The sequence below is a fragment of the Agrococcus sp. GCM10030265 genome, from assembly GCF_042666675.1.
Taxonomy (GTDB): domain Bacteria; phylum Actinomycetota; class Actinomycetes; order Actinomycetales; family Microbacteriaceae; genus Agrococcus.
On record NZ_JBHTCZ010000001.1, the window covers coordinates 132,236 to 155,537 of the forward strand.

A 23,302-nucleotide genomic window follows, 5' to 3' on the forward strand; every position below is an offset into this window, starting at 1 on the left:
GGATGCGCCGCCCTCGTCGCGTGCGCGGGCCGGCCCGGGTGCGTCAGATGTTCGCGCCGCGTGCGCGCAGGAACGACAGGGGATCCTGCGCACCCCCGTTGACGCGCACCTCGAAGTGCAGGTGGCAGCCCGTCGACCAGCCGGTGGAGCCCTCGTAGCCGACGACCTGGCCGGCAGCGACCGAGGCGCCGTAGCCCAGGGGCGAGGGCGCGGCCATGTGGTAGTAGCGCGACTGCACGCCGCCGCCGTGGTCGATCCAGACCATGTTCGCGCCGTACGAGTCCTGGCCGCGCACCGCGACGGTGCCCGACGCGGCCGCGTAGATCGGCGTGCCGCAGCCCGCGACGATGTCGAGGCCGGCGTGGAGCTTCGAGAACGAGCCCGTCACGGGGTCGACGCGGTAGCCGTAGCCCGACGAGATGCGGCCGTAGTGCGGCGACGTCCAGCCGGAGCCGGAGACGCCGGGCCCGGCGTAGCCGCCGCCACCGCCGCCACCGCCGCCACCGCCGCCACCGCCGCCACCGCCGCCACCGCCGGGGTTCTGCGCCGCAGCCGCTGCCGCCGCTGCTGCAGCCGCGGCTGCCGCGGCCTCGCGCTGCCGCTGCTCCTCCTGGCGACGAAGCTCCTCCTGGCGGCGCTGCTCCTCGTAGAACGCCTGCCCGGCGTTGTAGTCGGCCTCGGTCGCGGCTCGGTCCTCCTCGAGCACGCTCAGCTGCGCCTCGAGCTCGGCCTTGTGCGCGTTCGAGCGCTCGACGGCCGCGGCAGCCTCTGCGGCGGCCGCGGTCGCGGCCTCGAGCGCCGAGTTCGCCTCCGTGCTCAGTCGCTCGCGCTCGTCGCGAGCGACGGATGCCTGGTCCTGCAGCGACTGCGCGGTGTTCGCATCCTGCTGGGCCTGCGTGTAGAGCGTGTCGGCCGTGGACGCCGAGCTGTCGAGCAGGCTCAGGCGGTAGAGCCACTCGTCGGCGCTGCCGGGGTTGGCGAAGAGCTCGACGCTGAGGTCGCCCGTGCCGCCGGTGCGCGCGAGCTGCGCGGCGAGCTGCGATGCGGCGAGCTGCGACTGCTGCGCGACGCGCTGCGCGGCATCCGCCTGCTCGACGAGCCGGTCGGATGTGAAGGCGGCCTCGTCGTAGCGCTCCTGCGCGGCGGCGGCCTCCTGCGCACGCTGGTTCGCGACCTCCTCGGCGGCGGCCTGCTCGGACTCGAGCCGCGAGATGAGGTCGCGGATCTCGGTGATCTGCGCCTGCTGGGCGTCGACGTCGCTGCGCGCCGCCTCGACCTCGTTCCACGTCGGGAACCCGTACGCGTCGACCGCCTGCGCCGGGCTGCCCGGTGCCACGATCGTGATGGCGAGGGAGGTCACGGCGACTGCGGCGAGGAGGCCGGCGCGGGCGCGCAGCGTTCGACGCGGCGTCTGCGCGGTGCGGTGCATGCGGGAGACCTCGACACGAGCTGGGGGATGGCGCGGGCAGCAGCAGACTATCAACCGAAGGTTGAGAGTCAAGGATGCGCGCCGCGCCACCGACGGGCGGACGGGGCCCGAGGGTGCTCTCGAGCCGTCGGGACCATGCTGGCATGCACGGGCGCCGACACGCTGGCGACCCCCGCGACGAGGTCGCGGGCGCCGCGCTCCGGCTGCCCTCGGCGGCACCCGTGACACGCCGAGGACGGGCGTCGGATCGCTCGATTTGCAGCGGCGTCGATCTGCCCGTAGAGTCTTCCCTCGGTAGCCATGAGTCCTAGACACATGGCCCCATCGTCTAGCGGCCTAGGACATCGCCCTTTCACGGCGACAGCACGGGTTCGAATCCCGTTGGGGTCACTGGTCGATGATGCAAGGCCCTGTAGCGCAGTCTGGTTAGCGCGCCGCCCTGTCACGGCGGAGGTCGCGGGTTCAAGTCCCGTCAGGGTCGCGGTGCGACCCCTCGCGAAAGCGGGGGGTTCACGCTAGGTACGGCAGCCTCGGCTGCCGTTCCGGCTCTGTAGCTCAGTTGGTAGAGCGCACGACTGAAAATCGTGAGGTCACGGGATCGACGCCCGTCGGAGCCACGCAGCGGTCATTACGCCGCTGCTGAACCCCCGCGTAGCTTCTACATCGCGGGGGTTCTCTCGTGCCCGGCCGCGTGCACGCTCACGCGCCGTCGGCGGCGCGGCGTCGTCGCCGCGCCACGATGGCCACGGCGACGATCGCCGCTGCGAGGATCACGGCCGGCGGCGCCAGCCACCACGCGTCGCCCGGCGAGCCGATCAGCCACAGCGTGGCAGCGAGCGGCAGCGCGCAGAGGATGATCGCGACGCTGGTGCGCGCCAGGCGTCGTGCTCGGCGTCGGCCCTCCGCGGTGCCCGGCTGCAGCTCTCCTCGAGCGATGGCGGCGAGCCGCAGGCACGGCCCGGCACCGGCCGCCAGCATCAAGACGAGGATCGCGGCCAGGGTCCAGATCGGCATGGCTCCAGGGTCGCGTCCTCGACTGGACGCTCGCCGCATCCGCGACGCTCGAGCAGGTCGACGCTGCGTGCTTCGACCACGGAACGACCCGCCTCGGCGCGGAGTACCGTCGCGCACATGGGACACCTGATCTACGGCGGCGCGACCGAGTACGCGATCGACGATCGCATGCTCGCGCACGTCAAGGTCGCGGTCGCAGCGAAGCTGCGGCGGCAGGAGTGCTTCCTGCTGTCGTGGGAGATCGACGCCGAGCACGGGTCGGGGCGCGCGAGCCTGTGGATGGCGCCGTCCATCCCGCTCGCGTTCACCTTCTCGGGCTCGCGCGTGCCCGAGCTGAGCCAGGTGTGGCTCGAGGCCCTCATGGAGACCGCCGCATCGTCACGCGGCATGCTGCTCATGAGCGAGGCCGACGCCACGCGCCTCATGCGCGAGTCGCACGCCCACATGGACGCCCTCACCGCACGCCGCTAGCGGTCTCCTCGCTCGCCCGTCCGGCCTCGCGAGGCGCCGTCGCGCTCCCACGCCCGCGTCCTGCGAGGATGCATGCATGAGCGAACCGGCCCCGGGCACGTACGCGCACTTCAGAGGCGCCCGCTACGAGGTGCTCGACGTCGCCACGCACTCCGAGACGGGCGAGCGCGTCGTCGTGTACCGGCAGGGATACGGCGACCGCGCGCTCTGGGTCCGGCCGGTCGCGATGTTCGTCGAGCGCGTGCAGCGCGACGGCTACGACGGCCCGCGCTTCCGCCCGGTGCACGACGTCGCCGAGCCGGCTGCGTCGGGCGCCGCGGGCGCACCCGACGACGCGCGCGCATCGGACGCCCTCGGGGCATCCGAGGCCACGACCGCCTCCGACGCGACGGGCCGCTGAGCATCCCCGCCGCGGCGGCCAGGACGCTGCACGAGCGAGAGCTCAGGCCCGCACGGGATCCTCGCCGCTGAGCCGGGGCTCGGTGCGCAGCTCGGGGCGCACGCCGGCCTTGTCTGCGTAGAAGGCGCGGATGCGATCCATGTCGGTCGACACGTCGCCCGTCATGCGCAGCGTGGGTCCGAGGCCCGCGGTCATCGTCGTGACGTCGGGGTAGCCGAGCGTGACGGGCAACCCCGTCGCGACCGCGATGCGGTGGAACCCGCTGCGCCAGTGCGTGCCGGCGCCGCGCGTGCCCTCGGGCGTCACGACGAGCTGGATCTCCTCGCCGCTCTCGATGAGCGCGATGACCTCGTCGACGATGCGCGACGGGTCGCGGCGGTCGACGGGGATGCCGCCGAGCCTGCGCATGATCCAGCCGGCCGGGCCCTGGAAGAGCTGGTGCTTGCCGAGGAAGCGCGGCGCGATGCCGTGCGACCACGCGATGGCCAGCATGAGCACGAAGTCCCAGTTCGACGTGTGCGGGGCGCCCAGCACGATGCGCGAGCCCGAGACGGGCGGCTGCTCGCGCACGAGCGTCCATCGGCTGCAGCGCCAGTAGAGGCGCGCGATCGCTCGTCGTACCGGCATGCGTCGTTGCGTCATCGATCCCCCATCGGCTCACCCCACGGTACGCGGCGGCGCATGCCGTCGCAGGCCCGGACGCCGGGCCTGGCGCCGCCCGGCGGCACGGCGTAGCGTCGCGCCATGCGACTCGCGTGGAGCGGCGACGACGTGACGGCCGATGGGCGACTCGTCGCGACGGTCGCGCAGCAGTGGCTCCGCGACCGCGCAGAGGTGCGCGTCGACGACGAGACGTGGTCGTTCCGGAAGGACGGCGCGGGCGGACGGTGGGCGGCGTCGCTCGACGGACGGGATCGCATCGTCGCGTCGAGCCTGTCCGCCTGGCGCATGCGCTGGGAGGTGCGCGCGCCGAGCGACGTCTTCGAGGTGCGCCGGACGAGGGCGTTCCTCTCGACCGCGTTCGCGCTGCACGCAGGGGATGCCGTGATCGGCGAGATGCGCTCGGAGGGCTTCACGCGGCACCTCCCCGCGCTCGTGGCTCCGGACGCGATGCCCGTCGTCGAGGCGGCGTTCGTGCTGTGGTTCGTGCGGCGCGCGGTGGCCCGCGAAGCCGCCGCCGCCTCGGCGTAGGGCCTCGCGGGCCGCACGGACCGGTCAGCGGCTCGCGCGCTCCGAGCGCAGCACCGCGAGCCGCGAACGGTACTCGGTCTCGTCGATGTCGCCGTTCGCGAACCGCGTCGCGAGCGCCGACTCTCCCGCCGCCGCGGCGTGCACGAAGGGCCGGCGCTGCATCGTGCGACGGAAGAGCAGCACGAGCGTCACGATGAGCGCGATCCACAGGATCGGGCCGAGGATCGCGAGCGGCCAGAGGCCGCCGCCGGGGCCGCCGCCTGGGCCGAATCGCGCCGCGGCGTCGGCGACCGCGTGGCCGGCGTGCAGCAGGGCGGGGGTGATGGTGGTGAGCATGGCGTCCTCCTCGGTGCGACCACCGTGGCCGCTCCGCCAGCCTCGCGCCGCGAGCGGCACGGCCGCGTCCGGCTGCGGGATGCATCGCGCACCTCCCGCGGGAGGCACCTCAGCCCTGCGCCCACCCGGGGCGCACGAGCCCGGACTCGTACGCGAGCACGACGAGTCGCACGCGGTCTCGCGCGCCGAGCTTGCCCATCATGCGCGACACGTGCGTCTTCGTCGTGAGCGGGCTGAGGAAGAGGCGGTGCGCGATCTCCTCGTTGCTGAGCCCCTCGCCGACGAGGGCGAGCACCTCGCGCTCGCGTTCCGTCAGGCCCTCGAGCGCCGCGTCGTCGACGGGGCGGATGCCCTGCGCGACCCGCTCGAGCAGCCGACGCGTGACGCTCGGGCTCAGCAGCGCATCCCCCGCCGCAGCGACGCGCACGGCGCGCAGCAGGTCGACGGGGTCGGCGTCCTTCACGACGTAGCCGCTCGCGCCGGCCACGATGGCGTCGCTCACGAGCTCGTCGAGCTCGAACGTCGTCACCACGACGATGCGCGTGCCCGACGAGGCAGGGTCGGCGACGATCCGACGCGTCGCCCACAGCCCGTCGTGCCCGGGCATGCGGATGTCCATCAGCACGACGTCGGGTCGCTCGGCGCGCACGAGCGCCACGGCCTCGTCGCCCGTCGCGGCCTCGCCGACGACGCGCATGTCGTCCTCCGAGTCGACGAGAGCGTGCAGCCCGGCCCGGATGAGCGCCTGGTCGTCGACGATCGCGACGGTGATCATGTGGCCTCCGGGAACGTGGCGACGACGGCGAAGCCCGCACCGCGCTCGGCGGCGTCGAGGGTGCCGCCCAGCAGCGCGGCGCGCTCGCGCATCCCCAGGATGCCTGCGCCCGCGCCCGTGCCTGCCCCCGCGCCCGTGCCTGCCCCCGCGCCGCGGCTCGTGGGGGCCGCGCACCCGTCGTCGACGACCTCGGCGCGCACGCCGGCGTCGCCGCGCGCGAGCACGACGCGCACGTCGGCGCGCGCGACGGACGACGTGCGGGCCGGGCGGGTGCCGCGGGGTGCGCTGCCCGCGTCACATGACGACGCGAGCGTGCCACCTGTCGGCGGGCGCCGCTAGCGTGCGTGCCATGGCGAACCTCCCCGTCCTCGACCTCTCCGACCTCGATCGCGGCGAGGCGTCCGCAGCCGCGTTCCGCACGCGTCTGCGCGAGGCGACGCACGACGTCGGCTTCCTGTACCTCGTCGGCCACGGCATCGACCCCGACCTGCAGGGCCGCGTCCACGGCCTCGCCCGCGCGTTCTTCGCGCTGCCCGACGAGCAGAAGCGCAGCATCGAGAACGTCGGGAGCCCGCAGTTCCGCGGCTACACGCGCGTCGGCGGCGAGCGCACCGAGGGCAAGGTCGACTGGCGCGAGCAGATCGACATCGGCCCCGAGCGCCCCGCGGTCGATCGCACCGACGCCGACTACTGGCGCCTGCAGGGGCCGAACCTGTGGCCCGGGGCCCTGCCCGAGCTCGAGGTCGTCGTGCGCGAGTGGCACGACCGCCTCACGGCGGTCGGCCAGCGGCTGCTCGCCGCGTGGGCCGAGTCGCTCGGCGCGCCCGCCGACGCGTTCGACGCCGCGTTCGAGGATGCCTTCTCGCTCATCAAGATCGTGCGCTACCCCGGCTCGGACGCCGGCCGCGCGGGCCAGGGCGTCGGCGCGCACAAGGACTCCGGTGTGCTGACGCTCCTGTGGGTCGAGCCGGGCAAGGACGGGCTGCAGGTCGAGGTCGACGGCGAGTGGATCGACGCGCCGCCGATCGACGGAGCCTTCGTCGTGAACATCGGCGAGCTGCTCGAGCACGCCACGGGCGGCTACCTGCAGGCCACGCGCCACCGCGTGCTCTCCCCGCCCTCCGGCACCGATCGCGTGTCGATCCCGTTCTTCCTCAACCCGGCGCTCGATGCGCAGATCCCGCTGCTCGACCTGCCGCCCGAGCTCGCGGCCGAGGCTCGCGGCGTCTCGCAGGATCCCGCGAACCCCATCCACGCCACCTACGGCGAGAACGCTCTGAAGTCGCGGCTGCGCGCCCACCCCGACGTCGCAGCCATCCACCACGGCGACCTCGTGGCTCGGCGCGCCGCAGCGGCCTGAGCGGGCGCGAGCGCCTGGGCTCCGCCCCAGGAGCGTGCAGGGACCCGCAGCGGGCGTCCACCCGAGTGCGGCGCACGCGGGCGCGCCTACGCTGGTGGGATGTTCACGCGACGCGAGGCCGCCATCCGGCTCGACATCCCCGTCGAGATGGCGCAGCGGCACGGCATCCCGGCGACGATGCGCGAGGCGGAGCTGGCCGCGATCGAGGCCGACCCGCCCGCATGGCTCGTGCAGTCGCGCGCGAATCGGCGCGCGGACGCACGCCCCGTGTGGGTGCGGCTCGAATGCGTGGTGTGCGGGCTCACCGAGTGGGAGCGCCCGAAGAAGTGGTGGCCGCGGCTGTCGGCCGTCGTGTGCGACCGCCACGACCCGTCGGAGCCGCCGCGCCGCGCCGCCGGCACCGTGCGGGCCGAGGTCGAGGGCATCGGCTCGCGGTTCGTCGGCATCGTCGACTCCCCCGCCTGAGCCGCAGCCCGAGCCGGGGGCGAGGCCCGCGGGCGGTCAGCGGCCGAGGGTCTCCACGAGCCGCACGAGGTTGCGCGTCGCCATCGTCACCGTCAGCGGGCCGACGCGAGGCACGAACGCCGACGCGACCTCCATCGCCGACTCGTCGAAGTTGCGCCGCTCGGCCACGTTCACGAGCAGCGCGCCGGGCTTCAGCTCGGCACCCGTGATGGGCTCGAACGCCGCGGCGGGCACCGCGGACACGACGACGTCGGCCTGCGCGAGCGCCTCGGCACGCGTCGCGGTCGAGTCGCGCACGTCGTGCGTGTGCCTGCCGATGGCGGGCTCGAGCAGCAGCGAGCCGTGCACGTCGAGCGAGTGCACGCGGGCGCCGTCGTTCGCGAGCATCGCCGCGAGCGGCCTGCCGACGATGTCCGACCGGTTGATGACGCACGCCGTGATGCCCTCGAGCGGCGCCTCGGTGCCCTCGCCGCGCATGCCGGCGTGCTGCAGCAGCTTGAGGATCGCGAGCGGCGTGCACGGCAGGATGGCGCGCTGCAGCCCTCCCTCGTCGACGAAGCGGCGGTTCTCGTAGAGCAGCCGGCTCCAGAACGAGTGCATGCCCTCGATGTCCTTGCGGGGGTCGACGAGCTCGCGCAGCCACCGGTCGGCGACGGGATCCATGAGCGGGTAGTAGAGGAAGATGCCGTCGACGTCGTGGTCGGCGTTCGCCGCGGCGATCGCGCCCTCGACCTCGTCGGCGCCCACGTGCCGCACCTCCATGGCGATGCCCACGGCCTCGCATCCGCGCACCGCGTGCCGCGCGTACGTGGCCGCAGGCCCGTCGTGCTGGCTGAGGATGCCGACGACGCGCAGCGTGCGGCCCCGCTCGGCGAGCGCCGACACGGATGCCCGGACCTCGTCGCGATAGGCGCGAGCGACCTCGGACGGATCGACGACGGTCGCGGTCATGCGGGCTCCTCGCTCGACAGTGCGGTGACGATCGCATCCCACGCGCGCTGCCTGCGCTCGTGCAGCGCGGGCTCGTCGTCGAGGCTCGCGAGGTTGACGTCGGCGGTGCGCACGGCTGCTCGCGCGGCGCCCAGCAGCAGGTCGCGACCGGCGAGCACGTCGCTGCGCACGTCGGCCTTCACGAGCGGCTCCACGGCCACCGAGAACGCGACGGCCTCGAGGGCGGCGTCGGCGACGTCGAGCGGCGCGACGGTCGCGATGACCGTCTCGACGCGGATCGCGGCCGAGCGGTCGGCGCGCTCGGCGTCGTCGCCGCGCGGCATGCGGTAGGCGCCCATGAGCGTCTCGAACACCTCGACGTCGGCGTCGACCGCGGCGCGCAGGGTCTCGAGGATGCCCGCACCGCTGCGCCGAGCATCCTGCAGCGTCGCGGCGGCGTCCTCGCCGGTGCCCTTCGCGGCGAGCGTCACGTCGATCGCCATGAGCACGAGCGCCGTGCCGAGCGAGGCGGCATGCGCCGAGATCGAGCCGCCGCCCGGGGTCGGATCCGCCGATGCCGTGCGCCGCAGCAGCTCGTCGCCGGTCGCATCCCACAGACTCTCGCTCACGTGCTGCGACGATACCGGGCCGCGAGCGCCGCGGGTGCGCCCCAGGCCCGCACGCGCGAAGGGCGGGTCATCCATCCCGGATGCCCCGCCCTCGCGTCGATGCCGTGTCAGCGGCGCTCGGCCTGCTTCTCGGGCGTCGGCAGCGTGCCGGCGGCGCGCTGCGCCTCGTAGTACGCCCGCGCCTCGTCCTGACGCTCAGCCTCCGCGCCCGATGCGATGGGCGCGCGCAGGTGCTCGTCGCCGAGGCCGAACGCGTCGACGAGGTCGAGCGCGTGCGGGCGGATCTTCACGAGCAGGCGCTCGATCGTCGAGCCGACGACCTTGGCGCGCGCCCCCGAGAGACGACCGTTCGAGAGGTACCAGGCGAGGTGCCGCTCGAGCAGGGTGAGCGCGAAGAGGTCGCGCACCCACGTCATGACGCGCGCCGTCTCGCCCGACATCCGCTCGACGGCCTCGGTGAGCGCCTTCCACTGCTGCAGCTCGGCCCAGGCGCGTGCGGCCTCGATGAGCTCGTTCTGCACGTTGTTGAAGGCCTTCGACGACTTCGCCGCGTCGCCGCGCGGCACGTGCCGCAGGCGCCCGGCGATCTCGGCGACCATCGTCTCGACGCGGTCGGTGAGCAGCTCGCGCTGCACCGCCGTCTGCCGCAGGGCGCGCGACGCCGTCGCCGCCTGCCCGCGGTCGCGCACGTCCTGCGCGACCTGGTGCAGGCCGACCTGCGCGGCGGCACGTCCGGCGAACTCCTTCGCGGCGAACTGCGCGAGCTGCGCAGCCGACGCGCCCTTGAACTGCTTGGCGAAGTCGCCGAGGAGGCGCTTGCCGACGAGCTGCAGCATGACGGTGTTGTCGCCCTCGAACGTCGCGTAGACGTCGAGGTCGGCACGCAGCGCGGTGAGGCGGTTCTCGGCGAGGAAGCCGGCGCCGCCGCATGCCTCACGGGCCTCCTGCAGCGTGTCGAGCGCCGACCACGTCGACAGCGCCTTGAGGCCCGCCGCGAGGGTCTCGAGATCCTCGCGGTGCTCCGGGGTGTCGGTGCGACCCGAGAACACGCCGTCGAACTCGGCGAGGAGGCGGTCGTGCGCGTACGACATCGCGTACGTCTTGGCGAGGCGCGTGAACAGGCGCTTCTGGTGCCTGCGGTAGTCGAGCAGCACCTCCTCCTCGACATCGCTCGACGACGTGAACTGGCGTCGCTGCGTGCCGTAGCGGATGGCGATCGCGAGCGCCGCCTTCGACGCGACGACCGAGGCGCCGTCGAGCGAGACGCGACCCTGCACGAGGGTGCCGAGCATCGTGAAGAAGCGGCGACCGGGGCTCGCGATCGGCGACGAGTAGGTGCCGTCGGCCGCGACGTCGCCGTAGCGGTTCAGCAGGTTGACGCGCGGCACGCGCACGCCGTCGAAGTGCAGGCGCCCGTTGTCGATGCCGTTGAGCCCGCCCTTGACGCCGTCGTCCTCGCCGCCGATGCCGGGGAGGAACTCCCCGGTCTCGGGATCGCGGATGTCGACGTAGAAGGCGTGCACGCCGTGGTCGACGCCCTTCGTGACGAGCTTCGCGAACACCACGGCGGCCACGCCGTCGTTCGCCGCGTTGCCGAGGTAGTCCTTCCACGCACCGCGGAACGGCGTGTGGATGACGAACTCCTCCGTCGCCTCGTCGTACGTGGCCGTCGTGCCGATCGAGGCGACGTCGGAGCCGTGGCCCGTCTCGGTCATGGCGAAGGCGCCGGGCACGTCGAAGCGCATGATGGGCGGCAGCAGCGTCTCGTGGTGGCGCTCGGTGCCTAGGTGCAGCACCGCGGCGCCGAAGAGGCCGTACTGCACGCCCGACTTGATCTGCAGCGACGGGTCGGCGAGCACGAGCTCCTCGAAGCCGGCGATGTTGCCGCCGTGGTCGTCCTCGCCGCCGATCGAGGCGGGGAAGGCGACGAGCACGGCGCCGTCGTCGGCGAGCAGGCGCATCTGGCCGAGCACGCGTGCGCGGTGCTCCTCCATCGTCTGGTTCAGGATGCGCTGGTAGTCGGGGTTCGCGGCCTTGGCGCGTGCGGCCAGGCGGCGGTCGGCCCACTGCCCCAGCAGATCGCGGCCGAGCCAGTCGACGTCGATCGTGCCGGTGCGCGGCGTGGGCGCGAGGTCGAGCGGCGCGTGCGCCTCGTCGGCCTCGAGCGGCTCGGATGCGGACAGGGTGTCGACCACCGGTGCCTCCAGGTTCTTCCGTCGTCGGATGTCGCTGTCGGCAGCGACGGTACGCCGAGTCGTGGAGGCGGTGGCGAGCGTTGTCGTCCGCGACAGGCGACGGCCGAGCGGGCTCGATCGCAATTGTGGGAACCCTCCTGTCGATCGGCTTCACAGTGGTGTGCACTCGACAACGTGCTGCGCCATGGCCGCGCGCGGAGGTGGGCGGAGGTGCCCGGCAGCGCGATGGAGCCGACCGGATCCGCGATCGTACCGACGAGACCGACGCCTCGATGCGCGCTGACGCCTCGAGCACCGCGAGCACGAACCGCGAACGGGTCGATGCGGTCGTGCGCTCCTATGGCCGAGACGCACGCGGGCGCTACACCGGGCGCGATCACGTCGCGAAGGACCATGAGGCCGAGGGTCTGCGCCGATACGCGCGCATCTTCGGGGAGACGCCGAACGCACAGCAGGTGCGCGTGCGCGTCGATGGCTCGGATCAGAGTCGCTACTACGACGGGCTCGTACGGATCGAGAGCAACCGGTTCGAGGGCATCGAGGTGAAGAGCGGCTCGGCAGGCGCGAGGTACGAGGGCGTGAATCACGTGCAGCGGCTCTTCGATGAGGCGTTGAGCGCCACGAACCCGGCACGGGGCGTGCTGGACGGTGAGGCGATCGAGGTCATCAGCGTCGTCGTCATCCGCGTTGACTAACGTGGGGGGCACCATGTCGCACACGCACGTGATCACGTCGAACGGCGACACGCACTTCGAGGTCAGCACCGTCAGGGGCCCGGAGACCATGATCGCGCGCGCCCTCGCGACGCTCGACGGCGAGGAGCTCTTCGCGGTCTCGCTCGCGCGGCTGCCCGAGGGGCGATCGCTCGCGGATCGCCTGCCCGACGACTGGCCGAGCAGCTTCCTGCAGTCGGCCGGGACGTCGGAGCGGATGACCATCGAGATGCGCTCGGCGGCCGGGGCCGCGGGCGAGGCGCAGCACGTCGTCGTCGGACGGGCGCCGACCGGCGCCGCCCAGGCCGTGCTGATCTCGTGGCCTCACGGCTCGCAGCAGGTGCGCGACACCGAGACGTTCGACGCCGCCGAGGCGACGCGCATCTACCTGCACTACTACGAGCACGGCACGATCCCCGAGGAGTACGTCACGCGCCCCCTCTCCGCCGGCTGAGCATCCGGCCGCCGCCTCCTACAGCGAGGAGTGGACGACGTCGCCGGCGACGATCGTCAGGTCGACGGGCATCGTGCGCAGCCGCTCGGCCTCGAGCTCGGCGCCGATCGCGACGAGGTCGGCGGGCTCGCCCACCGCGATTCGCGACCGGGTCGACGCGTCGATCGCCGTGGCGACGTCGATGCCCTCGTGCGGCTGCCACGGCGCATCCCCGTCGCGCGTGCGCGTCACGGCCGCCGACATCGCGACCCACGGGTCGAGCGGCGCGACCGGGGCGTCGGAGCCCAGGATGACGCGCACCCCGGCGTCGAGCAGCGAGCGGATGCGGTACGCGAGCCGCTCGCGACCGGCCCAGTAGAGGGCGATGAGCTCGCGGTCGTCGAGCATGTGCTCGGGCTGGATGGATGCGGTGACGCCGAGCTCGCCCATGCGCGCGACGTCGGCGTCGGTCGCGAGCTGCGCGTGCTCGATGCGGCCGGTGACGCCGAGGTCGGCGAAGACGTCGAGCACCTCGCCCAGCGCCGCGTCGCCGATCGCGTGGACGGCGTTCGTCAGCCCCATCCGTCGCCCACGCTCGAGCACGGCCCGCAGCGTGGCCGGCGCGACCTCCATGACCCCGCGCCCCCCATCCGGGTACGGGTCGTGGCAGAACGCGGTGCGGGTGCCGAGCGAGCCGTCCGTGATGACCTTGAGCGGGCCGACGTGCACGCGCTCGAGGATGCGCCTGCCCGTGCGGTCGCCGCGCGCCTCCGCGGCGTCGAGGTCGTGCGGGTACACGCCGACCTCGACCCGGATGGGCGGCGGGGTGCGCTTCGCCCACGCGCCCACGGCGTCGTCGAGGTCGAGGTCGGTGATGCCGACGACGCCGCGTCGGGTCGCATCGTCGAGCGCCTCGCCGATCCATCTGCGCCGCGCCACGTCGTCGACCGTCGCCTCGAGTCGGGCCATCGCCGAGAAGCTCGCGTGCTCGCGCAGCATGCCGTCCTCCGGCAGGTCGACGTCGAGCATCCGCCCCATCGCCGCGCTCGACCACGTCGCATGCAGGTCGGCGCTGATCGCCGTGACGGGCCGCTCGCCCGCGACGGCATCGAGCAGGGCGCGGCTCGGCGCATCCGACCACAGCCCCTCGCGCATGCCGACGGCGACGAGGGGCTCGTCGCTCGGGTACCTGCGCAGCCCCTCGCCGATGCGCGCTGCGGCCTCGGTCGCGCTCGAGACGTCGGCGAGCGAGATGCGCCGCCGGTGCGTGGCCCACTGGCCGAGGTGCACGTGCTCGTCCCACAGGCCGGGCACGAGGATGCGGCCGTCGAGGTCGACGTCGCCTCCCGCAGCACCGGCGGTGGGGCGGATGGCGGCGATGCGGCCGTCGGCCACGTCGAGGTCGACGACGGAGCCGTCGTGCAGGCGAGCGCGGGTGATCCTCACCTCGTCACGCTAGCGCCGCCGTGGCTGCGGATCGCGCTGCGCGGTGTGCGTTTCGCAGGCGATCCCGGCAGCCGAGGGGCATGTTCCCTGCGCTGCCGGGATCGCCTGCGAGACGCGAGACGCGATGCGCGAGACGGGAGACGCGAGACGCGATGCGCGAGACGGGAGACGCGAGACGTGGTGCGCGACGCGCAAGACGCGAGACGCAAGACGCGGCGCACGAGACGCGAAGCGCGAGGCGCAGTGCGAGGCTGGTGGCTGGCGAGGGTCAGGCGGTGCCGGGGCGGGCGGCCGGGTCGACGTCGCGCTCCGCCGGCGGATCCTCGACCACGCTCGCGATCGTGATGGGCGCCGTCTCGGGATCTGGCGCCCGACGTCGACCCCGCGCGACGTCGACGATGCGGGCGGCGACGCCGTTCGCGACGGCGATGCCGACGAGCAGCACCCCGCCACCCACGAGCTCGGCGACCGACGGCCGCTCGCCGCGCACGAGCACGCTCGTCGCGATGCCGATCACGGGCACCAGCATGGCGAACGGCACGACGCTCGACGCGGGATGGCGTGCGAGCAGCGAGTTCCAGATGCCGTAGCCGACGAGGCTCGCGACGACCGCGGTGTAGACGATCGAGCCGATGCCGAGCGGGCTGACGGTCGCGAGCGCCTCCACGATCCGCTCGGGTCCGTCGACCGCGAGCGAGAGCGCCGCCATGGGCACCGGCACCACGACGGCCGACCAGACGGTGAGGCCCAGGCCGCTCGCGGCGCCCGCCTTGCGCGTGATGACGTTGCCGATCGCCCAGGTCGCCGCCGAGGCGACGACGAGCAGCAGGGCGACGAGCGGCACGTCGCCCGAGCGGCCGAGCGCCACGACCGCAACGCCCACCACCGCGATGCCGATGCCGACGAGCTGGATGCGCGTGGGCCGCTCGCCGAGCGCGAGCGCCGCGACGACGATCGTCACGACGACCTGGCACTGCAGCACGAGCGACGCGAGGCCGGGCGGCATGCCGAGCGAGAGGCCGAGGTAGAGGAGCGCGAACTGTCCGAGCGACATGGTGGCGCCCACGGCGAGGATCGTGCGCCACGGCAGGTCGGGCTTCGGCACGAGGAAGACGGCGGGGATCAGCACGACGACGAACCGGAGCGCGAGCAGCAGGAACGGCGGCAGCTCCTCGAGCCCGATGTCGATGACGACGAAGTTCGAGCCCCACAGCAGCACCACGAGCAGCGCGAGGGCGACATGGCGGGGAGGCATGCATCCATCCTGGTTCGTCGGCGGGCGGCGATCGGCATGCCACCGCGAGCGGCGTGGCGCGGCGAGCGTCACGGCCCTGCCGACCGGGATGCGCGCTGAGCGCGGTCTCGTGTGCACATGGCAGGCGAGCCGCCGCTGCGTGCGCATCCGCGCGGGCGTCAGTGGCGCACGCGCTGCGCGCGGATGCGCGGGCGACGCGTCGCGACGTGCGGGGCGATGCGCCACGTGGCGAGCTCGGGCGGCACGGGCGCCGAGTGGGCAGCGGCCGCTGCGGCCCGCGCGTCCTCGAGGGCCGCACGACGCGACTCCTCGCGGGTGCGGAGCCGCCGATGCAGCTCGGGGTCGACGGGCCGTGCGCGGTGGCCGTCTGCACGCACGTCCCACGCGAGCGCGACGAGGGAGAGGACGGCGATGACGACGAGGAGGGCGAAGAGGAGGTTCATGGCAGCAAGTGCACACCTTGCGAGATCCTGCCACCAGTGGCACGATTGCCGTCGTACGTCAAGATCCCGCCAACGCGGTCGAGGCATCCGGGAGGCGCCGTGAAGGTCGCATGCATCGTCGACGATCTCGTCAACCCGTTCGAGGTCGGCGTCGCCTGCGAGGTGTTCGGCGACGACCGATCGGCGCACGGGGTGCCCCGCTTCGACTTCCGCGTCGTCGCACCCGTGCCCGGGCGCGTCGCCGTCGACTACCAGGGCGGCTTCGCGCTCCACGTCGACCACGACCTCGCGTTCGTCGACGAGGCCGACGTCGTGGTCGTCCCGGCCTTCCGCGACTGCGCCGAGGACACGTGCGGCACCGAGGTGCTCGATGCGATCCGCAGGGCGCACGAGCGCGGCGCGTGGATCCTCTCGCTCTGCACGGGCGCCTTCGTGCTCGCCCGCGCGGGGCTGCTCGACGGCGGCCGTGCCACGACGCATTGGCGTCATGCCGACCGCATGCAGGACGAGCATCCCGCGATCGACGTCGCATGCGACGCGCTGTACGTGCAGCACGGCCGCATCGTCACGAGCGCCGGCACCGCGGGCGCCATCGACGCCGCGCTGCATCTCGTGACGCTGCTGCTCGGCGCGCAGGCGGCGTCGACCATCGCACGCGGCATGGTCATGCCGCCGCAGCGCGACGGCGGGCAGAGCCAGTACGCGACCGGACCCGTCGTCGAGCGGCGCGCCGAGACCCTCGCGCCGCTCGTGGCCTGGATGTCGGCGCATCTCTCCGACGACCACTCCGTCGCGTCCCTCGCCGCTCGCGCGCACATGAGCGAGCGCACCTTCGCGCGCCGCTTCAAGGACGAGCTCGGCACGACGCCGGCCGCGTGGCTCGCGAGCCAGCGGGTGCGCAGGGCGCAGCAGCTGCTCGAGGCGACCGACCTGACGCTCGACGCCGTCGCCGGCGAGGCCGGGTTCGGCACGGCCGCGCTCATGCGCCATCACTTCCAGCAGCTGCTCACCACCACGCCGAGCGCCTACCGGCAGCGGTTCCAGCTGACGCGCCAGGCGCTGGAGCCCGTGGCCTAGCGCCCGCACGCCCGCACAGCCGCACGCCCGCACGGCCGCACGGCCGCACGCCCGCACGGGATGAGCGTGAGCGGGCCGCGAGGTGGAATGCACCCTCGGCGTCCCGCTCACGCTCACCTCGTGTCGCGGATGCGGGGGAACCCCGCCCCGCGGCGGCCGGCTAGGCGATCGGCAGCGCCACGAGCGCGCCGCTGCCCGGCGGCAGGTGGACGGCGCCGTCGTCGAGCGCCACGGCGTCGGCCGTGCCGAAGAGCAGCGACGAGCCGAGCGGCACGGGCGCATCCCACGGCGCGTCGCCCACGTTCACGAGCACGTCGACCGGGCCCGTGCCGGGCGCTGCCTCCGCATCGGATGAGCCGGCGAGGCGCAGCGAGCCGCCGCGCGAGAGGCGCAGCGTGCGCGCCGCCTCGTCGACGACGACGCGATTCGCGTCCATCGACGGATCCGTGAGCGCCGCCCACTCGCGGCGCAGGGTCGCGAGCCGCTGGTAGCCCTCGAGCACGACGGCGTGGCGACCCGAGCCCATCTCCTCCCAGCGCAGCCGCGAGCGACGGAACGTCTCGGGATCCTGCGGGTCGGGCACGACGTCGGCATCCCAGCCCATCTCGGCGAACTCGGCGATGCGACCCTCGGCCGTCAGCCGCCCGAGCTCCTCCTCCGGGTGCGACGTGAAGAACTGGAACGGGCTCGACGCGGCCCACTCCTCGCCCTGGAACAGCATGGGCGTGTACGGGCCTGCGTAGAGCAGCAGCGCGGCGACGAGCAGCTGCGAGTCGTCGAGCACCTCGGCGGTGCGGTCGCCGACGGCGCGGTTGCCGATCTGGTCGTGGTTCTGCGCGCTGACGACCAGGCGCCACGACGGCATGTGCGCGACGTCGATGGGATGCCCGTGCTCGCGTCCGCGGAAGGTCGACATCGTGCCGTCGTGGAAGAAGCCGCGCTCGATCGCCTTCGCGAGCGCGCCGAGCGGCTCGAAGTCGGCGTAGTAGCCGCTCGTCTCGCGCGTGAGCGCGACGTGGACGGCGTGGTGGTAGTCGTCGCTCCACTGCGCGTCGAGCCCGTAGCCGCCGCCCTCGCGCGGCGTGACGAGCCGCGGGTCGTTGAGGTCGGACTCGGCGATGAGCGTCAGCGGGCGCCCCTGATGCGCCGACTCGGATGCGACCGCGACGGCGAGCGCCTCGAGGATGTGGTCGTCGGCGTCGTCGACGAGCGCGTGCACGGCGTCGAGCCGCAGCGCGTCGACGTGCATGTCGCGCAGCCAGTACAGCGCGTTCTCGACGATGTAGCGGCGCACCTCGGGCTCGCGCACCTGCACGACCTCGCCCCACGTGTTGCGCTCGTCGCCGAGGTACGGGCCGTAGAGCGGCAGGTAGTTGCCGCTCGGGCCGAGGTGGTTGTAGACGACGTCCTGGATGACGGCCATGCCCGCCTGGTGGCAGGCGTCGACGAAGCGCTGGTAGCCCGCGGGCCCGCCGTACTGCTCCTGCACGGCGTACCAGAGCACGCCGTCGTAGCCCCAGTTGTGGGTGCCGTTGAACGCGTTGACCGGCAGCAGCTCGACGTGCGTGACCCCGAGCGACGCGAGGTGCTCGAGGCGCGTCGCGGCGGCGTCGAAGGTGCCCTCGGGCGTGAACGTGCCGACGTGCAGCTCGTAGATCACGCCACCGGCGAGGCGACGCCCCGTCCAGGCGGCGTCCTGCCAGTCGTGCTCGCCGGGGTCGAAGGTCTGCGACCGGTCGTGCACGCCGCGCGGCTGCCTGCGGGAGCGCGGGTCGGGGCGCACGGCGTCGTCGTCGCCGATCTGGAAGCCGTACTCACCCGCCGGGCCCGTCTGCTGCCACCAGCCGTCGCCGACGGCCTCCATCTCGGTGGATGCGTGCTCGGTGACGAGGCGCATCCGCTCGGCTCGCGGTGCCCAGACTCGGTACTCGTGGTCGGCCATGCCTCCACCCTGGCAAACGCCTGGCGACCCGCGCGACGGGCAGGAGCGTTCGGCTCGGGCGTGCTATGCCGCAGCGACGCACGGCCGAGACGCGCAGCCCCGCAGGGACGCGCGGCTGCGAGGCGCAGCCGCGCGCCGCTCAGACGGCGGGTGCGAGGAGGGCCACGGGCAGGTCGCGCAGCAGCTCGGCGAGCGGCACGCTGCCGCCATCGACCTCGCGGCCGGTGAGCAGCTCGACCCACCGCCCCTCGGGCACGGGCAGCACCGCGTCGCCCCATCCGCCGCGCCGGGCGAGCCCGAGCGGCAGGCGGGTGACGACGGCGATCGCGCCACCGCGGTCGAAGGCGAAGGCGTGGTCGGCGGCTGCACCGCGTGCGAGCACGGGCGCGTACGACCGCGTGAGCTCGGGTCGGTCGCGGCGCAGGCGCAGCGTCTCGCGCACGACGCGCACCTTCGCGTGCTCGAGGTCGTCGACGTGCGCGGGCTCGGTCGCGGCGCGCTCGCGGAGCGCGTCGGCCTCGGCCCAGTCGATCGGCCGTCGGTTGTCGGGGTCGACGAGCGAGAGCTCGCGCACCTCCGACCCCTGGTAGACGTCGGGCACGCCGGGCATCGCGAGCGCGAGCAGCTTGGCCGAGAGCACGTTGGCACGCCAGCCGGGGTCGACGGAGGCGACGAACGCCTCGATCGCCGCACGCCCCTCGCCCTCGAGGCACGCGTCGACGAAGGCGACGAGGCCCTCCTCGTACGCCGCGTCGGGTGCCGTCCAGTGCGTGCGGGCGTCGGCCTCGCGCGACGCCTTCTCGGCGTACGCGAGGAGGCGCTCGCGGCTCGCCGGCCAGGCGCCGACGACGGCCTGCAGCAGCAGGCTCGAGAACGGGCGGTCGTGCTGCGGCGCATGCGGCAGCATGCGGTCGAGCAGCGCCTCCCACGCCTGCGGCACCTCGGCGATCGTCGTGATGCGCGCGCGGACGTCCTCGCCGCGCTTCGTGTCGTGCGTCGACAGGGTCGTCATGGCGTGCGGCCAGCGCTCCTGCCTGCGCGACAGCGCGACGTGCAGGTCGACAGGCGCGATCGCGAAGACGGAGGGGTCGCCGCCGACCTCGTTGAGCGACGTCAGCCGGGCGGCGCGGTAGAACGCCGTGTCCTCGACGCCCTTCGCCATGACCATGCCGCTCGTCTGCTGGAAGCGACGCGCAGCCTGCTCGGCCGGGTCGAGCAGGATGGGCAGCAGCCACGCGACGGTCTCGCTGAGGTCGGGACGCCAGTGCGCCGACTCCTCGGCTGCGTGGTGCAGGTGCTCGGCGCCCTGCGGCAGGTACGAGCGGTACACGGGGAAGCATGCGAGCAGCTCGGCGAGCGCATCGGCCGTGTCGTCGGGCGCGTCGGCGTGCGCTGCGCGCACCTCGCGCTCGAGGCGCAGCACCTCCGCGTGCAGGATCGAGTCGGCGATGCCGCGCTTCGTGCGGTGGATGAGCGCGTGCCAGTCGAGCGGCAGCCCGCGCAGCCGCGTCTCGATGGCGTCGAGGGCCTGCTCGGCCGTCGGGTCGGTGAGCACGCGGTCGACGAGCCCCAGGGCGTCGTAGCCGGTCGTGCCGGCCGTCGGCCACGCGGGCAGCTCCTCGCCGGGCTCGAGGATCTTCTCGACGAGCACGTACGCGCCGCTCGTGAGCTCGGCGAGGTCGCGGAGGTAGCCCTCGGGGTCGCGCAGCCCGTCGGGGTGGTCGACGCGCAGGCCGTCGACGAGGTCCTCGTCGAACCAGCGGCGGATCTCGACGTGCGACGCGTCGAAGACCGCGCGGTCCTCGACGCGGATGGCGGCGAGGGTCGTGACGGCGAAGAAGCGACGGTACGCGAGCTCGTCGTCGCCGCGCTGCCAGTGGCCGAGCACGTAGTGCTGACGGGCGAGCACCGCGTTCGCGTCGTCGCCGTCGGCCGCGGAGCCGGGCGCGACGGGCAGTGCGGTGTCCCAGTAGCGCAGCACGTCGCCGTCGAGCTCGAGGTGGTCGACGCGGCCGTCGTCGAGCAGGTCGTCGTCGCCCACGATGGGCAGCAGGATGCGGCCGTCGTGCTGCGCCCAGTCGACGTCGAACGCGTCGGCGTGGGCCGACTCGCGGCCGAGCCGCAGCACATCCCACCACCACGCGTTCTGCTCGGGCGTCGCGACGCCCACGTGGTTCGGCACGATGTCGACGAGCACGCCCATGCCGAGGCGGCGCGCCTCGGCCGAGAGCGCCGCGAGCCCCTCGGGCCCGCCTCGGGACGCGTCGACGCGGTCGTGCGCGATCACGTCGTAGCCGTGGTCGGATCCGGGCTCCGCCGCGAGGATCGGCGAGAGGTAGACCCAGTCGACGCCGAGGTCGTGCAGCGCCTCGAGCCGGCCTGCGGCGTCGTGGAGGGTCTGCTCGGCGGTGATCTGCAGCCGGTACGTGCTCGTGGGCGTGCGCATCACGCGCGCTCGTCGGCGTCGTCGGTGCCTGCGGGCTCGATCTGCTCGGCGCGTGCGATGGCGTCCGCGCGCATCGCGTCGCCCGCGGGGTCGGGCACCGAGCGTGGGCTCTGCCCGATCGCGATCGCGCCCGTCGCGGTCGACGGCTCGTCGTCGACGGCCGAGGGCGCGAGGCTCGCGACCGAGGCGGCGACCGACGAGTCGTCGCTCTCGACGTGATGCGCCTCCTGCATGAGGACGAGGCTGCGCGCCATGATCGTCGCCGTCGCACCGGGTGCGAGCGGCTGCGCGCCGACCTCGCCGCCCGTGTCGATCGCGACCGTCCAACGCGGCGCGTACTCCTCGGAGGGCAGCGTGATCTCGACGTCCTGCTCGGACGCGTTGCAGTAGAGCAGGAAGTGGTCGTCGTGGATCGGCTCGCCTCGCATGCCGCGGCCTGCGATGCCGTTGCCGTTGAGGTACATGCCGATGGTCTTGTCGTCGGGCTGCTCCCAGTCCTCCGACTCCATCGGCTGGCCCTGCGGCGACAGCCAGACGATGTCGTTGAGGCGCTCGCCGTCGCCCGTGCGCACCGTCGAGCCCGTGAAGAAGCGCTTGCGGTGGAAGGTGGGGTGCTCGTGCCGCAGGCGCGCGACGGCGGCCGTGAACTCGATGAGCGGGTGGTCGGCGCTCTCCCAGTCGATCCACGCGATCTCGGAGTCCTGGGCGTACGTGTTGTTGTTGCCCTGCTGCGTGCGGCCGAGCTCGTCGCCGTGCAGGATCATCGGCACGCCCTGGCTGAGCAGCAGCGTCGCGAGCATGTTGCGCTGCTGCCTGGCGCGCGTCGAGAGGATGAACGGGTCGTCGGTGGGCCCCTCGACGCCGTGGTTGTACGAGCGGTTGTGGCTCTCGCCGTCCTTCGAGTCCTCGCCGTTCGCCTCGTTGTGCTTCTCGTTGTACGACACGAGGTCGCGCATGGTGAAGCCGTCGTGCGCCGTGACGAAGTTGATGGATGCGAAGGGCCGGCGGCCGGAGTCCTCGTAGAGGTCGGCGGAGCCTGCGAGGCGGCTCGCGAAGTCGCCGACGGCGCCGGGCTCGCCGCGCCAGAAGTCGCGGACGGTGTCGCGGTACTTGCCGTTCCACTCCGTCCACAGCGGCGGGAAGTTGCCGACCTGGTAGCCGCCGGGGCCGACGTCCCACGGCTCGGCGATGAGCTTGACCTGGCTGATCACCGGATCCTGCTGCACGAGCTCGAAGAAGGTCGCGAGGCGGTCGACGTCGAAGAACTCGCGTGCGAGCGCCGACGCGAGGTCGAAGCGGAAGCCGTCGACGTGCATCTCGGTGACCCAGTAGCGCAGCGAGTCCATGATGAGCTGCAGCGAGTGCGGCGTGCGCACGTTGAGCGTGTTGCCGGTGCCCGTGTAGTCCATGTAGTGCTGCAGGTCGCCCTCGACGAGGCGGTAGTAGGCCGCGTTGTCGATGCCGCGCATGCTGAGCGTCGGGCCCATGTGGTTGCCCTCGGCGGTGTGGTTGTAGACCACGTCGAGGATGACCTCGATGCCCTCGGCGTGCAGCGCCTTCACCATGCCCTTGAACTCCTGCACCTGCTGCCCGAGCGAGCCGGATGCGGCGTACTCGGCGTGGGGGGCGAAGAACGCGAGGGTGTTGTAGCCCCAGTAGTTGCGGAGGCCCTTCTCCTGCAGCGTCGAGTCGTGCACGAACTGGTGCACGGGCATGAGCTCGACGGCGGTGATGCCGAGCTTCTTGTAGTGGGCGATGAGGCTCGGGTGGGCGACGGCGGCATAGGTGCCGCGCATCGCCTCGGGCACGTCGGGGTGCAGCTGCGTGAGCCCCTTCACGTGCGCCTCGTAGATGACCGACTCGTTGTAGGGGATGCGCGGGGCGCGGTCGCCGGACCAGTCGAAGAAGGGGCTGATGACGACGGAGTGCGTCATGTACGGCGCCGAGTCCTCGTCGTTGCGGGTCTCGGGGTCGCCGAACGTGTACGAGAAGAGCGGCTGGCCCCAGTCGATGTCGCCGCTCGTCGCCTTCGCGTACGGGTCGAGCAGCAGCTTCGACGGGTTGCAGCGCAGGCCCTGCGACGGGTCGTAGGGGCCGTGCACGCGGTAGCCGTACCGCTGGCCGGGCTGCACGTTCGGCAGGTACCCGTGCCAAACGTAGGCGTCGACCTCCACGAGGTCGACCCTCGTCTCGGTGCCCTCGTCGTCGAACAGGCACAGCTCCACGCGCTCCGCGACCTCGGTGAAGAGGGCGAAGTTCGTGCCATTGCCGTCGTACGTGGCGCCCAGCGGGTATGCGGTGCCGGGCCAGACCTCAGGTGCGTCGCTCACCTCGCCGACACTACGGGGCGAA

At 73.3% G+C, this 23,302-nt stretch carries 23 protein-coding genes and 3 tRNA genes; 11 read left to right on the forward strand and 15 right to left on the reverse strand.

Annotated features, from left to right (window positions below; translation table 11 throughout):
* Positions 1–43 precede the first annotated feature (43 nt).
* Positions 44–1,429, reverse strand: coding sequence for a M23 family metallopeptidase (locus tag ACFQPP_RS00485; protein WP_376914495.1), 1,386 nt, complete (start codon positions 1,427–1,429; stop codon positions 44–46).
* Positions 1,430–1,746: 317 nt separating this feature from the next.
* On the opposite strand from ACFQPP_RS00485, the gene ACFQPP_RS00490 reads away from it, so the two are divergent.
* The 3 genes from ACFQPP_RS00490 to ACFQPP_RS00500 all read left to right on the forward strand — a co-directional run bounded on the left by ACFQPP_RS00490 (position 1,747) and on the right by ACFQPP_RS00500 (position 2,046).
* Positions 1,747–1,819: transfer RNA gene (locus ACFQPP_RS00490), tRNA-Glu, on the forward strand.
* 16 nt (positions 1,820–1,835) lie between these two features.
* Positions 1,836–1,910: transfer RNA gene (locus ACFQPP_RS00495), tRNA-Asp, on the forward strand.
* A gap of 63 nt (positions 1,911–1,973) precedes the next feature.
* Positions 1,974–2,046: transfer RNA gene (locus ACFQPP_RS00500), tRNA-Phe, on the forward strand.
* Between the two features lie 82 nt (positions 2,047–2,128).
* Here ACFQPP_RS00500 and ACFQPP_RS00505 read toward each other — a convergent pair.
* A complete protein-coding gene (locus ACFQPP_RS00505; RefSeq protein WP_376914496.1) occupies positions 2,129–2,443 on the reverse strand; it encodes a hypothetical protein in 315 nt (104 codons plus the stop codon).
* 117 nt (positions 2,444–2,560) lie between these two features.
* Here ACFQPP_RS00505 and ACFQPP_RS00510 point away from each other — a divergent pair, with 117 nt between their 5' ends.
* Positions 2,561–2,914 (forward strand): hypothetical protein, encoded by a 354-nt coding sequence (locus ACFQPP_RS00510; RefSeq protein WP_376914497.1) that lies wholly within the window; start codon positions 2,561–2,563, stop codon positions 2,912–2,914.
* A gap of 76 nt (positions 2,915–2,990) precedes the next feature.
* Positions 2,991–3,314 carry a DUF1653 domain-containing protein gene (locus ACFQPP_RS00515; RefSeq protein WP_376914498.1) on the forward strand — a complete coding sequence of 108 codons (324 nt, stop codon included), beginning with the start codon at positions 2,991–2,993 and terminating at the stop codon, positions 3,312–3,314.
* A 42-nt stretch (positions 3,315–3,356) separates the two neighbouring features.
* Here ACFQPP_RS00515 and ACFQPP_RS00520 read toward each other — a convergent pair whose 3' ends face one another.
* Positions 3,357–3,941 (reverse strand): 1-acyl-sn-glycerol-3-phosphate acyltransferase, encoded by a 585-nt coding sequence (locus tag ACFQPP_RS00520; protein ID WP_376914499.1) that lies wholly within the window; start codon positions 3,939–3,941, stop codon positions 3,357–3,359.
* A gap of 117 nt (positions 3,942–4,058) precedes the next feature.
* Between ACFQPP_RS00520 and ACFQPP_RS00525 the strand changes: the two genes are divergently transcribed.
* On the forward strand, positions 4,059–4,505 hold the full coding sequence (locus tag ACFQPP_RS00525) for a hypothetical protein (RefSeq protein ID WP_376914500.1): 447 nt from the start codon (positions 4,059–4,061) through the stop codon (positions 4,503–4,505).
* A gap of 24 nt (positions 4,506–4,529) precedes the next feature.
* Here ACFQPP_RS00525 and ACFQPP_RS00530 read toward each other — a convergent pair whose 3' ends face one another.
* The 3 genes from ACFQPP_RS00530 to ACFQPP_RS00540 form a co-directional block, all read right to left on the reverse strand.
* On the reverse strand, positions 4,530–4,841 hold the full coding sequence (locus ACFQPP_RS00530) for a hypothetical protein (protein WP_376914501.1): 312 nt from the start codon (positions 4,839–4,841) through the stop codon (positions 4,530–4,532).
* A 109-nt stretch (positions 4,842–4,950) separates the two neighbouring features.
* Entirely contained in the window at positions 4,951–5,616 is a 666-nt protein-coding gene (locus tag ACFQPP_RS00535) for a response regulator (protein WP_376914502.1), read from the reverse strand.
* Positions 5,613–5,849 (reverse strand): hypothetical protein, encoded by a 237-nt coding sequence (locus ACFQPP_RS00540; protein ID WP_376914503.1) that lies wholly within the window; start codon positions 5,847–5,849, stop codon positions 5,613–5,615. The genes ACFQPP_RS00535 and ACFQPP_RS00540 overlap by 4 nt, the downstream gene beginning before the upstream one ends.
* Positions 5,850–5,965: 116 nt before the next feature.
* Here ACFQPP_RS00540 and ACFQPP_RS00545 point away from each other — a divergent pair, with 116 nt between their 5' ends.
* Positions 5,966–6,976, forward strand: a complete 1,011-nt coding sequence (locus ACFQPP_RS00545) for an isopenicillin N synthase family dioxygenase (protein ID WP_376914504.1) — start codon at positions 5,966–5,968, stop codon at positions 6,974–6,976.
* 99 nt (positions 6,977–7,075) lie between these two features.
* On the forward strand, positions 7,076–7,441 hold the full coding sequence (locus ACFQPP_RS00550; RefSeq protein WP_376914506.1) for a hypothetical protein: 366 nt from the start codon (positions 7,076–7,078) through the stop codon (positions 7,439–7,441).
* A gap of 36 nt (positions 7,442–7,477) precedes the next feature.
* Here ACFQPP_RS00550 and ACFQPP_RS00555 read toward each other — a convergent pair whose 3' ends face one another.
* From ACFQPP_RS00555 to ACFQPP_RS00565, 3 genes are all read right to left on the reverse strand, one after another.
* The gene (locus ACFQPP_RS00555; RefSeq protein ID WP_376914507.1) at positions 7,478–8,392 is read right to left on the reverse strand and encodes a tetrahydrofolate dehydrogenase/cyclohydrolase catalytic domain-containing protein; all 915 of its coding nucleotides are present in this window, start codon (positions 8,390–8,392) and stop codon (positions 7,478–7,480) included.
* Positions 8,389–9,000 (reverse strand): cyclodeaminase/cyclohydrolase family protein, encoded by a 612-nt coding sequence (locus tag ACFQPP_RS00560; RefSeq protein WP_376914508.1) that lies wholly within the window; start codon positions 8,998–9,000, stop codon positions 8,389–8,391. Before ACFQPP_RS00560 ends, ACFQPP_RS00555 begins: the two co-directional genes overlap by 4 nt.
* 107 nt (positions 9,001–9,107) lie before the next feature.
* Positions 9,108–11,195 carry an acyl-CoA dehydrogenase gene (locus tag ACFQPP_RS00565; protein WP_376914510.1) on the reverse strand — a complete coding sequence of 696 codons (2,088 nt, stop codon included), beginning with the start codon at positions 11,193–11,195 and terminating at the stop codon, positions 9,108–9,110.
* A 125-nt stretch (positions 11,196–11,320) separates the two neighbouring features.
* Here ACFQPP_RS00565 and ACFQPP_RS00570 point away from each other — a divergent pair, with 125 nt between their 5' ends.
* Both ACFQPP_RS00570 and ACFQPP_RS00575 read left to right on the forward strand, forming a co-directional pair.
* Positions 11,321–11,890 (forward strand): hypothetical protein, encoded by a 570-nt coding sequence (locus ACFQPP_RS00570; RefSeq protein ID WP_376914512.1) that lies wholly within the window; start codon positions 11,321–11,323, stop codon positions 11,888–11,890.
* A 13-nt stretch (positions 11,891–11,903) separates the two neighbouring features.
* Positions 11,904–12,362 (forward strand): hypothetical protein, encoded by a 459-nt coding sequence (locus tag ACFQPP_RS00575; RefSeq protein WP_376914514.1) that lies wholly within the window; start codon positions 11,904–11,906, stop codon positions 12,360–12,362.
* 18 nt (positions 12,363–12,380) lie between these two features.
* On the opposite strand, the gene ACFQPP_RS00580 is transcribed toward ACFQPP_RS00575, so the two are convergent.
* The 3 genes from ACFQPP_RS00580 to ACFQPP_RS00590 all read right to left on the reverse strand — a co-directional run bounded on the left by ACFQPP_RS00580 (position 12,381) and on the right by ACFQPP_RS00590 (position 15,485).
* Positions 12,381–13,787, reverse strand: coding sequence for an amidohydrolase (locus ACFQPP_RS00580; protein WP_376914515.1), 1,407 nt, complete (start codon positions 13,785–13,787; stop codon positions 12,381–12,383).
* A 268-nt stretch (positions 13,788–14,055) separates the two neighbouring features.
* On the reverse strand, positions 14,056–15,042 hold the full coding sequence (locus tag ACFQPP_RS00585; RefSeq protein ID WP_376914517.1) for an EamA family transporter: 987 nt from the start codon (positions 15,040–15,042) through the stop codon (positions 14,056–14,058).
* A 158-nt stretch (positions 15,043–15,200) separates the two neighbouring features.
* Positions 15,201–15,485 (reverse strand): hypothetical protein, encoded by a 285-nt coding sequence (locus ACFQPP_RS00590; protein WP_376914519.1) that lies wholly within the window; start codon positions 15,483–15,485, stop codon positions 15,201–15,203.
* Positions 15,486–15,584: 99 nt separating this feature from the next.
* On the opposite strand from ACFQPP_RS00590, the gene ACFQPP_RS00595 reads away from it, so the two are divergent.
* Positions 15,585–16,562, forward strand: coding sequence for a helix-turn-helix domain-containing protein (locus tag ACFQPP_RS00595; protein ID WP_376914520.1), 978 nt, complete (start codon positions 15,585–15,587; stop codon positions 16,560–16,562).
* Between the two features lie 160 nt (positions 16,563–16,722).
* Here ACFQPP_RS00595 and treZ read toward each other — a convergent pair whose 3' ends face one another.
* From treZ to glgX, 3 genes are all read right to left on the reverse strand, one after another.
* Positions 16,723–18,504: a malto-oligosyltrehalose trehalohydrolase gene (gene treZ, locus ACFQPP_RS00600; RefSeq protein ID WP_376914522.1), complete on the reverse strand. Its 1,782-nt coding sequence runs from the start codon at positions 18,502–18,504 to the stop codon at positions 16,723–16,725.
* Between the two features lie 139 nt (positions 18,505–18,643).
* Positions 18,644–20,950 carry a malto-oligosyltrehalose synthase gene (gene treY, locus ACFQPP_RS00605; RefSeq protein WP_376915280.1) on the reverse strand — a complete coding sequence of 769 codons (2,307 nt, stop codon included), beginning with the start codon at positions 20,948–20,950 and terminating at the stop codon, positions 18,644–18,646.
* The gene (gene glgX, locus ACFQPP_RS00610) at positions 20,950–23,280 is read right to left on the reverse strand and encodes a glycogen debranching protein GlgX (RefSeq protein ID WP_376914524.1); all 2,331 of its coding nucleotides are present in this window, start codon (positions 23,278–23,280) and stop codon (positions 20,950–20,952) included. Before glgX ends, treY begins: the two co-directional genes overlap by 1 nt.
* Positions 23,281–23,302: the final 22 nt, after the last annotated feature.

Coding starts and splice junctions, on each gene's coding strand:
- ACFQPP_RS00530 (WP_376914501.1), bottom strand. CDS start 4,841: ATGCTCACCACCATCACCCCCGCCCTGCTGCACGCCGGCCACGCGGTC.
- ACFQPP_RS00550 (WP_376914506.1), top strand. CDS start 7,076: ATGTTCACGCGACGCGAGGCCGCCATCCGGCTCGACATCCCCGTCGAG.
- ACFQPP_RS00485 (WP_376914495.1), bottom strand. CDS start 1,429: ATGCACCGCACCGCGCAGACGCCGCGTCGAACGCTGCGCGCCCGCGCC.
- ACFQPP_RS00545 (WP_376914504.1), top strand. CDS start 5,966: ATGGCGAACCTCCCCGTCCTCGACCTCTCCGACCTCGATCGCGGCGAG.
- ACFQPP_RS00510 (WP_376914497.1), top strand. CDS start 2,561: ATGGGACACCTGATCTACGGCGGCGCGACCGAGTACGCGATCGACGAT.
- treY (WP_376915280.1), bottom strand. CDS start 20,950: ATGCGCACGCCCACGAGCACGTACCGGCTGCAGATCACCGCCGAGCAG.
- ACFQPP_RS00505 (WP_376914496.1), bottom strand. CDS start 2,443: ATGCCGATCTGGACCCTGGCCGCGATCCTCGTCTTGATGCTGGCGGCC.
- ACFQPP_RS00520 (WP_376914499.1), bottom strand. CDS start 3,941: ATGCCGGTACGACGAGCGATCGCGCGCCTCTACTGGCGCTGCAGCCGA.
- ACFQPP_RS00585 (WP_376914517.1), bottom strand. CDS start 15,042: ATGCCTCCCCGCCATGTCGCCCTCGCGCTGCTCGTGGTGCTGCTGTGG.
- ACFQPP_RS00515 (WP_376914498.1), top strand. CDS start 2,991: ATGAGCGAACCGGCCCCGGGCACGTACGCGCACTTCAGAGGCGCCCGC.
- ACFQPP_RS00535 (WP_376914502.1), bottom strand. CDS start 5,616: ATGATCACCGTCGCGATCGTCGACGACCAGGCGCTCATCCGGGCCGGG.
- treZ (WP_376914522.1), bottom strand. CDS start 18,504: ATGGCCGACCACGAGTACCGAGTCTGGGCACCGCGAGCCGAGCGGATG.
- ACFQPP_RS00575 (WP_376914514.1), top strand. CDS start 11,904: ATGTCGCACACGCACGTGATCACGTCGAACGGCGACACGCACTTCGAG.
- ACFQPP_RS00590 (WP_376914519.1), bottom strand. CDS start 15,485: ATGAACCTCCTCTTCGCCCTCCTCGTCGTCATCGCCGTCCTCTCCCTC.
- ACFQPP_RS00525 (WP_376914500.1), top strand. CDS start 4,059: ATGCGACTCGCGTGGAGCGGCGACGACGTGACGGCCGATGGGCGACTC.
- ACFQPP_RS00555 (WP_376914507.1), bottom strand. CDS start 8,392: ATGACCGCGACCGTCGTCGATCCGTCCGAGGTCGCTCGCGCCTATCGC.